This is a genomic window from Micromonospora sp. NPDC050397 (assembly GCF_044901685.1).
GTDB lineage: Bacteria > Actinomycetota > Actinomycetes > Mycobacteriales > Micromonosporaceae > Micromonospora_G.
In genome coordinates this window covers 922,666-936,234 of record NZ_JBJDPS010000002.1, presented here as the reverse complement: position 1 = coordinate 936,234, position 13,569 = coordinate 922,666, and the positions used below count along the sequence as shown (strand labels likewise).

The 13,569-nt window shown below is 73.3% G+C and carries 10 protein-coding genes; 2 read left to right on the top strand and 8 right to left on the bottom strand.

From position 1 onward, the window contains the following. Positions 1-148: 148 nt before the first annotated feature. Both ACI2K4_RS10385 and ACI2K4_RS10380 read left to right on the top strand, forming a co-directional pair. Positions 149-3,385 (top strand): AAA family ATPase, encoded by a 3,237-nt coding sequence (locus ACI2K4_RS10385; protein ID WP_404510156.1) that lies wholly within the window; start codon positions 149-151, stop codon positions 3,383-3,385. Between the two features lie 49 nt (positions 3,386-3,434). After that, complete coding sequence (locus tag ACI2K4_RS10380) at positions 3,435-4,463, top strand: DUF4331 family protein (protein WP_404510155.1); 1,029 nt, start codon at positions 3,435-3,437, stop codon at positions 4,461-4,463. A gap of 79 nt (positions 4,464-4,542) precedes the next feature. On the opposite strand, the gene ACI2K4_RS10375 is transcribed toward ACI2K4_RS10380, so the two are convergent. From ACI2K4_RS10375 to ACI2K4_RS10340, 8 genes are read right to left on the bottom strand one after another with little or no spacing between them, the layout of a single operon-like run. Further along, positions 4,543-5,295: an SDR family NAD(P)-dependent oxidoreductase gene (locus ACI2K4_RS10375; RefSeq protein WP_404510154.1), complete on the bottom strand. Its 753-nt coding sequence runs from the start codon at positions 5,293-5,295 to the stop codon at positions 4,543-4,545. A 35-nt stretch (positions 5,296-5,330) separates the two neighbouring features. Further along, complete coding sequence (locus ACI2K4_RS10370) at positions 5,331-6,971, bottom strand: aldehyde ferredoxin oxidoreductase N-terminal domain-containing protein (protein ID WP_404510153.1); 1,641 nt, start codon at positions 6,969-6,971, stop codon at positions 5,331-5,333. Further along, complete coding sequence (locus ACI2K4_RS10365; RefSeq protein WP_404510152.1) at positions 6,962-8,257, bottom strand: L-fuconate dehydratase; 1,296 nt, start codon at positions 8,255-8,257, stop codon at positions 6,962-6,964. The genes ACI2K4_RS10370 and ACI2K4_RS10365 overlap by 10 nt, the downstream gene beginning before the upstream one ends. Continuing rightward, a complete protein-coding gene (locus ACI2K4_RS10360; protein WP_404510151.1) occupies positions 8,254-9,087 on the bottom strand; it encodes a fumarylacetoacetate hydrolase family protein in 834 nt (277 codons plus the stop codon). The genes ACI2K4_RS10365 and ACI2K4_RS10360 overlap by 4 nt, the downstream gene beginning before the upstream one ends. Next, entirely contained in the window at positions 9,084-9,920 is an 837-nt protein-coding gene (locus ACI2K4_RS10355; protein ID WP_404510150.1) for an amidohydrolase family protein, read from the bottom strand. Before ACI2K4_RS10355 ends, ACI2K4_RS10360 begins: the two co-directional genes overlap by 4 nt. Continuing rightward, positions 9,917-10,945: an aldo/keto reductase gene (locus ACI2K4_RS10350; protein WP_404510149.1), complete on the bottom strand. Its 1,029-nt coding sequence runs from the start codon at positions 10,943-10,945 to the stop codon at positions 9,917-9,919. The genes ACI2K4_RS10355 and ACI2K4_RS10350 overlap by 4 nt, the downstream gene beginning before the upstream one ends. Then, on the bottom strand, positions 10,942-12,498 hold the full coding sequence (locus ACI2K4_RS10345) for a sugar ABC transporter ATP-binding protein (protein ID WP_404510319.1): 1,557 nt from the start codon (positions 12,496-12,498) through the stop codon (positions 10,942-10,944). The genes ACI2K4_RS10350 and ACI2K4_RS10345 overlap by 4 nt, the downstream gene beginning before the upstream one ends. Next, positions 12,498-13,511 carry an ABC transporter permease gene (locus ACI2K4_RS10340; protein WP_404510148.1) on the bottom strand — a complete coding sequence of 338 codons (1,014 nt, stop codon included), beginning with the start codon at positions 13,509-13,511 and terminating at the stop codon, positions 12,498-12,500. Before ACI2K4_RS10340 ends, ACI2K4_RS10345 begins: the two co-directional genes overlap by 1 nt. Between the last annotated feature and the right edge of the window lie 58 nt (positions 13,512-13,569).

Sequence of the window (13,569 nt, the reverse complement as noted above, 5' to 3'; positions counted from 1 at the left end):
ACAGATGCCCGCAGCAGGTAGATGGAAATGGATCATGCGGTGATGGGTAGAGTGATCCGTACCCGCTACGGAAATTTGAGGGCGTACCCCGGTGCCGCACCTATCCGCTGTCGCCGATTCGGCCGCGCGCGCCCGGCGACCGGACCCGGTGTCACGGATTCTGGTCGGCCGCTCGGGCGAGCTGGCCGCCCTGCGTACGGCCATCGCCGACCCACCGTCGATCGTGCTGGTCGAGGGGGAGGCCGGGGTCGGCAAGAGCCGGTTGATCGAGGAGGCGCTGCGCGACTTCGGCGGTCGGTGGCTGCTCGGCCAGTGTGACGCGCTCCGCGAGCCGTTTCCGCTCGGTCCGGTGCTGGACGCGCTCCGGGACGCGGCGGTCGACCTGCCGCCGGTACGGCGACTGAGCCCACTGCTCGGCGCCCTGGTGCCGGTGCTGCCCGAGATCGCCGACCGGCTGCCGCCGGCCCTGGAACCGCTGTCGGACCAGCGGGCCGAACGGCACCGCCTGTTCCGGGCCGCCGCCGCCTTCCTGGACACCCTCGGCCCGGTGACGCTGGTGCTCGAGGATCTGCACTGGAGCGACCAGGGGACGTGGGAGTTCCTGGCGTTCCTCGGCGCGCACCCGCCGGCCGGGCTCGCCATCATCCTCAGCCGGCGCCCGGGAGCGCCACTCGGCGCCCCGCTGGCCGAGAGCCTGGCGCGCAGCCGCGCCCGTCCCCCCGTACGGGTGAACGTGTCCCCGCTGGCGCGGCCCGAGACCGGACGCCTCGCCGCGACCCTGCTCGGCACCCGGACCCTGCCGGAAGCATTTGTCGCCGAACTGTTCGAACGGACCGCCGGCATCCCGTTCGTCATCGAGGAAGTCCTTCGCGACCTGGCCAAACGTCTCCCGGCGCCGCGTGAGCCGGTCCGGGACGGACCGGACCGCACGCCGCCACGGGAACCGGCCCGGGGCGCCTCGGAGAGCGCGACGCCGTCGGAACCGCTCCGGAGCCGACCGACACGGACGCCCACGTCGGAACTCGTCCGCGGCGGCCCGACCCCGTCGGAACCCGTCCGGGGCGGACCGACACGGACGCCTCCCTCGGGGCCGGTCCGGGGCGACTCGGAGGACGCGACGCCGACGGACCCGACGGACGGGTGGCCGGAGTACGTCGCCGGCCTGACCGTGCACGCGCTGGCCGGGCTCGCGGTGCCGAACGCGCTGCGGGACGTGCTCACCCAACGCCTCGCCGGGCTGGACGAACGGGACCGGGAGGTGCTCGGCGCGGCGGCGGTGCTCGGCCCGGTGCCGGACGAACGGATCCTCGCCACGATGGTCGACGCCGACCCGGGCGAGATCGCCCGGGCGCTGGCCGGAGCGCTCGCCGTGGGTCTGCTGCACGAGCAGGAGGGGCGCTGCCGGTTCCGGCACGCCCTGGCCCGACAGGTGGTGTACGAGGCCCTGCCCTCGCCGAACCGCCGGTGGCTGCACCTACGGGCGGCCCAGGCGCTGGAGGCGGACCGGGATCGGAATCCCCGACCGGTGGCCCAGTTGGCCCACCACTACCGGTACGCCGACCTGCCGGCCGAGTTCGTCCGGCACGCGGAGGCCGCGGCCGACCTCGCCCTCGGCCAGGGCGACGACGCCACCGCCGCCGGTTACCTGCTGGAGGCGGTGGTGGTGCCGGAACTGCCCCGGTCACTGCGGGTCCGGCTGGCGGTCAAGCTCGGGCGGGCCGCGATCGAGGGCCTCGCGCACGCCGAGGCGGTGCCGGTGCTCACCCGGCTGCTGGTGGACGACCGGCTGCCGGCGCGGGCCCGGGGCGAACTGCGGCTGACCCTGGGGCGGCTGTTGCGGCAGCAGGGCCGGGCCGAACGGGGCTACACCGAGATCGAACGCTCACTGGACGACCTGGCCGACCCCGGCCTGCGGGCGCGCGCGCTGGCCATCCTCGCCGCCCCGAACACCGCCGTCGGCCGGCGGCTGGACGAACATCTCGCCCGCGCCGAGCAGGCCGGGGTGGCGGCTCGGGCGAGTGGCGATCCGCAGGCCGTGCTCGCCGTGCGCAGCGCGTACACGTCGTTGGAGTTGGAGCGGGGCGCGCCCGGGGCCTGGCTGCTGGTCGACGAGTTGCTGGCGGACCCGACGTTGATCGCCAGTCCCCGCGAGCAGGCCCGTGCCTGCGTCAACCTGGCCCAGGCCGCGCTCCAGGCCGGACACCTGGACCGGGCCACGGTCCTGCTGGCCCGGGGTCAACGGGTGGTCGACCAGTCCGACCATCCCCGACTCGCGGCCGTGGTGGAACTGGTCGGCGTGCTGGTGGACCGGGCCGCCGGACGGTGGGACGGGCTGGAGGACCGGCTGCGCCGGCTGCTGCGGCGAGGCTCCGAGTTCCCGGCCGCCGACCTCGACGTCCGGCTGAACCTGGGCACGCTGCTGGTCGCGTACGGCCGGACCGACGAGGCGGAGGGCTGGCTGCGCGAGGTGGTCGACCTGGCCCGTGGGGCGGGCGCGGTCTGGCCGCTGATCGCCGGGCGGGCGGCGCTGGCCCGGCTGCTGCTCGGGGCCGGGGACCCGGCCGGGGCACTCGCCGAGGCGCGGCGCGGGCTGGAACTCGTACGGGACAAGGGCATCTGGTCCTGGGGCGCGGAGACGGTCCAGGTCGCGGTGGAGGCGTCGATCGGGCTGGACCGCCCGGCCGAGGCGGCCCGGCTCACCGAGGAACTGGCCGACGGACTGGCCGGGACCGAGGTGCCGACGGCGCGGGCTAGGTTGGCCCAGTGCCGGGGGGCGCTGCTCCGGACCGGTGACCCGGTCGCGGCGGCCACGCCGGTCGATCCGGTCCGAGGCGGCGACCCGGTCGCGGCCGCAACGCTGGTCGATCCGGTCCGGGGCGGCGACCCGGTCGCGGCCGCCGCGCTGGTCGATCCGGTCCGGGCCGAGCTGGCCCGGCTCGGTCTGGTGGTCGAGGTGGCGCGGCTGGACGAGATCCGGGGTGACTGGCGGTGCGCCGCCCCGGACGCGGCCGAGCGGGACCGGGGCGCGCAGGCGCTGCGGGACGCGTTGGCGGTCTACGGCACGCTCGGTGCCGCCGCCGACGTCGCCCGGGTCTGCCAGACCATGCGTACGCGACGGCTTGCCATCCCGTACCCGTGGCGGGGCGGGCGGCAGTCGTACGGCGACGCGCTGTCGCCCCGGGAACGGGAGGTGGCGACGCTCGCGGCGCGGGGTCGGACGAACCAGGAGATCGCCGTACGGCTGTGCCTGTCCCGCCGTACGGTGGAGAGCCACGTGGCAAACGCGCTCCGCAAGCTCGGTGGGCGGTCGCGGCGGGAACTGGCCGGACTGATCGATCGCCTCGACCTCGGCGACAATATGGCGGAAACGCCTAAAAAGCGGTGAATCCGGTAGTAGACATAGGGCGCAAACGTCTTCACGTCAGGAGGGCCCCGTGTCGCACCATCTCGACTCCCCACTGGCCCGGCAGGACAGCCGGCTGGACCTGACCGACCAGTTTGTCTTCCGGGGCGAGAGCGGGACCGTCTTTGTCATGAACGTGAACAGCTCCGCCTACGGTGACGACGGCCGACCCGGCTTCCACCCCGAGGGTCGGTACGAGATCAAGATCCATCTGGACGGGTCACCGGTGGAGAACCTGACCTACCGCCTCACCTTCGCCGACATGGACCCGAACGGCGAGCAGACGGTCACCCTGCACGCGCTCACCGGCCCGGACGCCGCCGACGACTCGGCCACCGGCGACCTGCTCGCCGAGGGACAGACCGGGAGCACGATCTCGGGTGCGGACCGGATCCGGCTCTGGGCCGGCAAGGCGGCCGACCCGTTCTACATCGACCTCAAGCAGCTCGACGCCATCGACGCCGCTGTCAAGAACGGCGCCAAGCTCGACCTCTCCGGCTGGCAGGCGAATAAGGCGAAGAACAGCTTCGCCAACAGCACCATCCACTCGATGGTGATCGAGATCCCCGACGGCGACGCCCGGCTCGGCCGGGACCGGGACATCTGCGTCTGGTCCACCACCAAGCTCGCCACGGACTCCGGCGGCTGGCAGCAGATCAACCGGGAGGGCCACCCGATGGTCTGGCCGATCTTCCGCCCGGTCGACAGCGACTGGGCCAGCGACGCGAACGCCGGCCGCCCGGACACCGACGTCATCATCGACGCGGAGCAGATCGCCCAGCTCATCGCCGGGGTGGTGGCGGCGAACGGCACCGCCGAGGATCCCGCCGCCTACGGCCGGGCGGTGGCCGAACGGCTCCTGCCGGACGTGCTGCCGTACCGGCTCGGCACCATGGCAAGCTTCGGCTTCCTCGGCTTCAACGGCCGTACCCTGGCCGACAACGCACCCGAGACGATGTTCTCGCTGGCCCTGAACCGGGCCACCACCTCGGGACTCGCCGCCGAGCAGTTCGCCGACACCCGCAGCGACCGTTTCCCGTACGTCGTCGCGGCCACCTGACCCCGCCGGCTCTGCCACGCCCCGGGCGTTAGGAAGGGCCCCTTCCTATACAAAAAGCGATAACAAGGGGCCCTTCCTTCTACCGGGGGCGGGGGAGGCGGAGGCCGGACATGCCGCCGTCGACGGCGAGTGAGGTGCCGGTGGTGGCGCCGGAGAGCGGACTGGCCAGGTACGCGACCGCGCCGGCCACCTCGTCGGCGCGGACCAGCCGGCCGGTGGGCTGACGGGCGGCGAGCCGCTCCTTCTCCCCCACCGGATCGTCCGCCTTGGCCAGCAGCCGACCGATCCACGGGGTGTCCACGGTGCCGGGCGCGACGCAGTTGACCCGGATCCCCTCGCTCACCAGGTCGGCCGCCATCGCCAGGGTGAGCGCGTGCACCGCGCCCTTGGACGCGGAGTAGAGCGCCCGCTGGACCAGTCCGGCGGTGGCGGCGATCGAGGAGGTGTTCACGATCGCCCCGTGCGAGCTGCGCCGCAGGTAGGGCAGGGCGGCCCGGGTGGTCCGTACGATGCCGACGACGTTGACGTCGAGCACCCGCTGCCACTCCGCGTCGTCGTTCGCCTCGACCGTGCCGACCGCGCTGATCCCGGCATTGTTGACCAGGATGTCGATGCCGCCGAACGCCTCGGCGACCGCCGCCGTGGCCCGGTCCAGCGACTCCGGATCGGCCACGTCGGCGACCGCGCCGAGGGTCGCCCCACCCTGCTCGCCCGGGTTCAGGTCGAGCACGCCGACCCGGCCGCCGCCGGCCACGAACGCCTCGACACACGCCTTGCCGATACCCGACCCACCGCCGGTGACCACCGCCACCAGCCCGTCGAACTGACCCACTTCAACTACCTTCTCTCGTACGTCGACCCGGCCCGTCAGGGCCCGATGAATGGCTCGGTGAATCCCAGTTCCCGGTGCAGTTGGGTGACCGCACGGGTGAAGTCGTTCCGGTCGAGCACCGCACCGGCATAGCGGCCGGCACCGACCGGCTCGGTGAAGAACCGATCGGGCAGGGTGTCCGCGTCCAGCCCGATGCCGAGCCGCCGGTTGATCTCACGTTGCCGCCGCAGCCGCTCGGCACCGAGCACCAGCACGTCCGGCCGGTGCCCGCTGACCGCCCGCACCAACTCCTCGACCAGGTCGAGGGTGAGCGGCCGGGTGGGCGTGGCGGCGAAGGCGCAGACGCCCAACGCGTCCAGCCCGCTCCACAACCGCAGCAGTTGCGCCGTACGGGTCACGTCCAGCTCGCCCCGGGGGCGCGGCACGGTCGCACCGAGCCGGCGCAGCTCCGGATAGCTGTGCGGCAGCCCCTCGTCCGGGTCGAAGTCGAGGTCGTGCTCGACAATGTCGTACCGAGGCCCGATCGGGGCGACCGCATAGCCGAGGCCGAGGTTCGGCTGCACCCTCGGGTCGAACGGCGGCAGCTCCACACCCTTGCTGGTCATCGCCGTGTCCGGGGCGGCCCGCGCCGACCCCTCGCCGAGCGGGTCGCCTCCGGCGGCGATCCGCTCGACCGCCGCCGGCACGTCGGCCGCCGGCACCCCGGCCGCGGCGAGGGTGCCGCCGAGGGAGACCGGGTCCAGCCCGAGTTGCAGGCAGCGGCTGTGCAGCGGCCACGGGTCGGCCACCCCGAGGTTCGGCCCGAGCATGGCCAGCGCCTCCTGGTGCAGCCCGGCTCCGGCGTACACCTTGACGCAGTTGGTCGGGCAGCCCGGACAGGGGGCGACCCGGTCCGGCACGGGGGCGCCGCCGACCCCGCCCCGGTTGAAAGTGTCGGCGAAGTTCGCCACCGGCGCGTAGCCGGGTTCGGCGTCCCAGACCCCGAACCCGGGTACGCCGTGCTGCCACGCCGTGAGCGGGTTGCCCGGCAGCGCGTCCGCGTACCAGCGGGTGAGCCGGTCGAGCGTCGCCGGGTCGGCGACCGGCACCGGGTCCGGGCCGGGGCGGCAGACCACCGCCTTCACGTTCTTCGCACCGCACACCGCCCCGAGCCCCAGCCGGGGCAGCGGATGGTCCCGACAGGTGACGATCGAGGCGTACCGTACGCCGTTTTCGCCGGCCGGTCCGACCACCGCCACCGCCGCGTCGTCGCCGTACCGGGCGAGCAGGGCGTCGGTCGCCGGGCCGGTCTCCAGGCCCCACAGGTCGGCGGCCGGTTCGAGCCGGGCCCGGCCCGCCTCGACCACCACGCAGACCGGTTCGGCGGCGCGGCCGTACAGCATCACCCCGGTCACCCCGGCGGCCCGGAGCCCGGCCGCGTACGGGCCCTCGGCGCGGGTCTCGGCGATCCCGCCGGAGAGCGGGGAGAGCCCGATCGCGGCGCACCGGGCCAGTCCCGGCCCGGCCACCCCGGCGACCGTTCCGGCGACCAGGGCCAGCGGCGCGTGCGCCGGTTCGGTCGGGCCGGTGACCGTACGCAGGAACTCGGCCAGCACGTCGCCCGGCCCGCCGAAGTCACCGGGGTGCGGGAGCGGGAAGCTCTCCCCGGTGTCCAGCTCGACGTGGATCAGGACCACGCGGGCCCGTCCGGGTAGCGGTACTCGGCCAGCGACTCCGGCCGCATCCGGGCCGAGAAGCCCGGCGCGGTCGGCGCCCGGTACGCCCCGTCGACGATCACCACCGGGTCCTCGAAGTGCTCGTGCAGGTGGTCGACGTACTCGATCACCCGGTCGGTGAGCGAGCCGGAGACGGCGACGAAGTCGAACATGGACAGGTGCTGGACCAGCTCGCAGAGCCCCACGCCGCCGGCGTGCGGGCAGACCGGGCGGCCGAACTTCGCGGCCAGCAGCAGGATCGCGATGTTCTCGTTCACACCGGCCACCCGGCACGAGTCGATCTGTACGAAGTCGACCGCGTCGGCCTGGAGCAACTGCTTGAACACGATCCGGTTCTGTACGTGCTCACCGGTCGCCACCCGGATCGGCCCGCCGGACGGGGTCACCTCCTTGAGCCCGTGCCGGATGGCGGCGTGCCCGAGTACGTCGTCCGGGCTGGTCGGCTCCTCGATCCACCACGGGTCGTACGGCGCCAGCGCGGTCATCCAGTCGATCGCCTCGGCCACGTCCCACCGCTGGTTCGCGTCGACCGCGATCCGGATCTCCGGACCGACCACCTGCCGGGCCAGGGCCATCCGGCGCAGGTCGTCGGCGCGGTCGCCGCCGACCTTCAGCTTGATCTGCCGGTAGCCGTCGGCGACCGCCTCCTTGGCCAGCCGGGTGAGCTTCGCGTCGTCGTAGCCGAGCCAACCGGGCGAGGTGGTGTACGCCGGGTAGCCCCGCCGTTCCAGCTCGGCGATCCGCTCGGCCCGGCCGGGCAGGGCGGCCCGGAGGATCTCCAGCGCCTCGTCCCGGGTGAGCGCGTCGGTCAGGTAACGCCAGTCGACCAGGTCGACGATCTGCTCCGGGGTCATCTCGGCGAGCAGCCGCCAGACCGGCTTGCCGGCGACCCGGCCGGCGAGGTCCCAGGCGGCGTTGACCACCGCCGCGGTGGCCAGGTGGATCACGCCCTTCTCCGGGCCGAGCCAACGCAGTTGCGAGTCGTGGGTGAGCCGTCGGGCGAACTCGCCGAGGTCGTCCACCGGCTGGCCGACGATGAACGGGACCAGCGCGTCGATCGCCGCCCGGCACACCTCGTTGCCCCGGCCGATGGTGAAGGTGAAGCCGTGTCCGTCGACGCCGCTGTCGGTGTGCAGCACGACGTACGCGGCGGAGTAGTCCGGGTCGGGGTTCATCGCGTCCGAGCCGTCGAGTTCACGGGAGGTCGGAAAGCGGATGTCGTACGTCTCGACCCCGGTGACGATCACGCGGCGTCCTTCACGGCCGAGCGCTGTCGGCCGAGCCCGTCGACCTCGACCTCGACCACATCCCCGGCGGCCAGGTACGGGAACCGGCCGGAGAGCGCCACCCCCTCCGGGGTGCCGGTGGTGATCAGGTCGCCCGGCTCGAGCACGGAGTACTGGGACAGGTGCCAGACCAGGTACGCCACGTCGAAGATCATGTCGGCGGTGCTGGAGTCCTGGCGTACCTCGCCGTTGACCCAGGAGCGCAGACCGAGCCGCCCCGGGTCGCCCAGCTCGTCCGGGGTCACCAGGTACGGCCCGAGCGGGTTGAACGTCTCGCAGGACTTCCCCTTGGACCACTGTCCGCCCGAGACGGCGAACTGGTAGTCGCGCTCCGAGACGTCGTTGGCCAGGGTGTACCCGGCGATGTGCGCCAGCGCCTCCTCCGGCGAGGAGAGGTAGCGCGCGGCCTTGCCGATCACCACGGCCAGCTCCACCTCCCAGTCGGTCTTGGTCGAGCCGCGCGGCACCAGCACGTCGTCGTACGGGCCGACCACGGTGTTCGGCGCCTTGTAGAAGACAACCGGGAACTCCGGGTTCGCCGCGCCGGACTCGGCGGCGTGCGCGGCGTAGTTCAGCCCCACGCAGAGCACCACGCCCGGCCGGGCGATCGGCGCGCCGATCCGCAGCCCGGTGATGTCGATCTCCGGCAGCCCGGCCACGTCGGTCACCCCGCCGCCGGCCAGGAACGCGCCGTCGATGTCCCCCGTGATGCCGGACAGGTCGTAGTAGCGACCGTCCGTGTGGGCCACCGGGCGCTCCGCGCCGAACGGACCCACCCGCATGTACTTCATTCGATCTCCAACTTGTAGGTGCTGATCGCCGTGGTGGCGAAGATGGCGTCCGGAGTGCCGCCGAGGATCTGCTCCAGCGCGTCGCGTACCTGGGTGTAGGTGGCGGCCAGCTCGCAGACCGGCCAGTCCGAGCCGAACATCAGCCGGTCCGGGCCGAACAGCTCGACCGCCCCGGCCACGAACGGGCGCAGGTCGTCCACCGTCCAGCCGGTCGGGTCGGCCTCGGTGACCAGCCCGGAGAGCTTCGCCACCACGTTGGGCCGGGCGGCCACCGGGGCGACCAGGGAACGCCACTGGTCCAGTCCGGCGGCACCGGCCGTGATCCGGGGCTTGCCGAGGTGGTCGAGGACAAAGCGGGCGTCGGGCAGGTCGGCCGCGGCGCGGGCCACCGCCGGCAACTGCCCGACCCGCACCACCAGCTCGTTGACCAGGCCGGCGTCGGCGATCGTACGCAGACCGGCGCGTAACTCCGGCCGGTCCAGGTAGTCGTCGTCGGGGTGCCCCTGCACCTGGTCGCGAATGCCGACGAGCAGGTGGCCGCCGGGGCCCGCCCGGTGTCCGGCCAGCGTCTCGGCGAGCGCCGGGTCGGTGAGCGACGCCCAGCCGACCACCCCGGCGATCTCCTCGGTGTCGGCGGCGGTGGCCAGGAACTCGGTTGTCTCGGCCGCCTCGCCCCGACCCGCCTCGACCAGCACGGTCCGGTCCACCCGCGCGGCACGCAGGTTGCGCCGCAGGTCCTCGACGCCGTAGTCACGGCGGATCCGGGCCAGCGCGGGGTCGGCGAGCCAGCCGTAGTCGGCGGTCCAGAGGTGTTGGTGGGAGTCGACGATCACGGGGTCGGCACCTCCTCCGGCAGCAGCCCGGAGTCCTTCAGGTCCCGCCAGAGCTGACCCGGGATCGGGTGGGCGAACATCTCGGCGGCGTCGGTCACCTCGTCCGGTGAACGGGCGCCGAGCACGACGCTGGCGACCGCCGGGTGGCCGAGCGGGAACTGGACCGCGGCGGCCCGCAGCGGCACCCCGTGCTTGGCGCAGACGTCCTGGATGGCCAGGGCCCGGTCCAGCAGTTCGGTCGGCGCGGGCAGGTAGTCGTAGGTGGCGCCCGGTTTCGGGTCGGCCAGCAGGCCGGAGTTGTAGACCCCACCGGCGATCACCGAGACGCCCCGGTCGGCGCAGAGCGGTAGCAGGTCGGCCAGGCCGGACTGGTCCAGCAGGGTGTACCGGCCGGCGAGCAGGACCGCGTCGAGGTCCCCGGTGCGGACGAAGTCGGCGAGCATCTCGGCCTGGTTCATGCCGACCGAGACCGCGCCGATCCGTCCCTCGGCGCGCATCGCCACCAGCGCCGGCAGGGCACCGGCGAGCGCGTCGGCGTAGTGGTCGTCCGGGTCGTGGACGTGCAGCACGTCGGCCCGGTCCAGGCCGAGCCGGTCCAGGCTCTCGGCGTACGAGCGCTCGGTGCCGTCGGCGCTGAAGTCCCAGGTCGGGGTGAGCCCGACCGGCTCGGCCCAGATCTCGTCGTTGTGGTCCCCGGTGGCCGGGTCGGGCTCGCTGCGGTGCCGGCCGCCCCGGGACGTCTCCTGCCCCGGTACGAGCAGCCGGCCGACCTTGGTGGAGAGGGTGAACTCGGCTCGGGGCTTCTCCGCCAGCACCGACCCGGCCCGCCGCTCGGAGAGCCCGGCGCCGTAGAGCGGGGCCGTGTCGAAGTAGCGGAAGCCCAGCTCCCAGGCCCGTTCCAGGGTGGCCGACGCCTGTTCGGCGCCGACCGCCCGGTAGAGGCCGCCGAGCGGGGCGAGACCGAGGCCGAGTCGGGTGACCTCGACCTCGGTCGTACCGAGTCGGGTCCGTTCGTTCGGGTTCACGCGGATGGCTCCCCTGCTGCGTCGGGCCGGTCCGGGCCGGTGCCCGTCTGCTCACGGTCCGGTCCAGCGTGGATCAGCCGGATGATCGCCTGACTCATCCGGCCGTAGTCGTGGTCGTTCGCGAGTTCACCACGAACGGTGAAATCGTTCATCACCGCTACCCGGTCCGCCAGGGTCACGATCTCCGGAAGATCCGAGGAGATCAGCAGCAGCGCCATGCCGGCACCGGCCAGTTCGGCGATGAGCTCGTGGAACGCGGCCTTGGTGCGGACGTCGATGCCGACGGTCGGCTCGTCCACGATCAGGATCTCGCACCGCGCGGCGAGCCACTTGGCGAGACTGACCTTCTGCTGGTTGCCGCCGGAGAGCTGGCCGGCGAGCTGGCGCGGTGAGGCGGCCCGGATGCCGAGCCGTTCGGTGTACTCGGCCACCACGGTCCGCTCGGCCCGCTCGGTGACCAGTCCGCGCCTGGCGATCCGCCGCCAGATGGTCACCCCGATGTTGCGGGTGATCGGCTGGTCGAGGAAGACGCCCTCCTCCTTGCGGTTCTCGGTGACGTACCCGATCCGGTGGCGGCGCAGCGCCTCGCCGACGGTACGGATGCGTACCGGCTTGCCGTGCACCTCGACCGTGCCACCGGTGATCCGGTCCAGGCCGAGCAGGGCCTTGGCCAGCTCGCTGCGGCCGGCACCGACCAGCCCGTACAGCCCGAGGATCTCGCCGGGGCGGACGGCGAGCGAGATGTCCCGGTGTCCGCCCGCGGTGCTGACCCGGTCGAGTCGCAGCGCGGGCGGGGTCCGCTGGTCGATCTCGCGGGCGGCGAGCGACACCGACGCGTACGCCCGGCCCACCATCAGGTCCACCACCTGGCCCTGGGTGTACGACGCCAGCGGTTCGGCCTCGGCCACGCTGCGCCCGTCGCGCAGCACGGTCACCGCGTCGGCGACCGCGAACACCTCTTCGAGCTTGTGGCTGACCAGCACCACGGCCTGTCCGCTGGCGCGGAGCTTGCGGACGATGGCGTAGAGCCGGTCGGCCTCGTCGCCGGTGAGCGAGGCGGTCGGCTCGTCCAGCAGCAGCACCTTGCTGTCCAGGCTGAGCGCCTTGGCGATCTCGACGAGCTGGCCGTGCGCCACCGAGAGGTCGGCGACCGGGGTGTCCGGGTCCAGGTCGAGGTCGAGCAGGTCCAGGCAGCGCCGGGCCTCGGCCCGCATCCGGTTGCGGTCCACCACGCCGAGCCGGCGTGGCAGGTGGTGCAGCACGATGTTCTCCGCGACGGAGAACGCGGGGATCAGGTTCCGCTCCTGGTGCACCACCCCGATGCCGGCCCGCTGCGCGTCCAGCGGCCCGGTCAGGTGCAGTTCCCTGCCGTCGAGCACGATCTTCCCGCCGTCCGGCCGGTAGACCCCGGTGAGCAGCTTGACCATGGTGCTCTTGCCGGCACCGTTCTCGCCGAGCAGCGCGTGTACGCTGCCCGCCGCGAGTCGCAGGGTGGCGCCGTCGAGTGCGCGTACCCCGGGGAACGTCTTGACCAGCCCCTCGGCCGTGAGCATCACGACGACCTCCGCAACAGCTTCTGCCGGACGGTGCCGAGCAGCACCGCACCGAGGACGACCGCGCCGACGATCAGGTCGATCCAGCGCCGGTTGATGTCGAACTGGGCCTGGAGCACGTCGACCAGGCGGACGATGAACGCGGCCAGGCAGGTGCCGGCGACGCTGACCGCCCCGCCGGTCAGCGCCACCCCGCCGATGATCGGCGCGGCGAAGCTGGGCAGCAGCAGGTCGTCGCCGATGCTGGAGTTGACCGAGCCGGAGGAGGCGACGGTGATCACCGCGGCCACCCCGGCGAGCAGCCCGGAGAGGGCGTGCGCGATGACGATCGACCGGTCGTTGGAGATGCCGGAGAGCCGGGCGGCGAACGGGCTGCCGCCGCTGGCCAGCAACTGCCGGCCGGTGACCGTACGGGCGAAGAAGAACGCGACCAGCGCGGCCACCCCGAGCGCGACCAGGAAGACCACCGGCAGCCCGAACAGCGAGGCGCGGCCGAACTCGCGCAGCCCCGGGGAGTAGCCCTGGAAGGTGTCGGGGCCGTTCACCCCGTACCGGAGCCCTTCGATGATGGTCATGGTGGCGAGCGTGACGATGAAGCCGTTGATCCGGGTGAAGACCACCAGGGCGCCGTTGACCATGCCGGCGACCAGGCCGACCAGGAGCGCGACCAGCACCGCCACCGGCGCGGGCAGCCCGGCCTCGATCATCACCCAGGCGGCGACCATGGCACAGAAGCCGGTGAGGGCGCCGACCGAGAGGTTCATCTGACCGATCGCGAGGACCACCATCTGGGCCAGGCCGATGACGATCGGTACGGCGAGGAACCGGAAGAACGCGCCGAGCGTGCCGGCGGAGAGCAGGTTGCCGCCGGTGGCGACGGCCAGCGCGACGAACCCGACCAGCGCCACCAGGGCGAGGGTGAACTCGGGTCGCCGGGTCAGCGCCCGCAGCCGCCCGGCCGGCTCGATCCGCGCGGTCAGCTCCGCAGCCGTGATCTTGGCGTCGACGGTCATGGTGTCTCCTCGCTGCGCTCGTCGGCACCATGACCTGAACTGCCGAGCCGGCCGATGA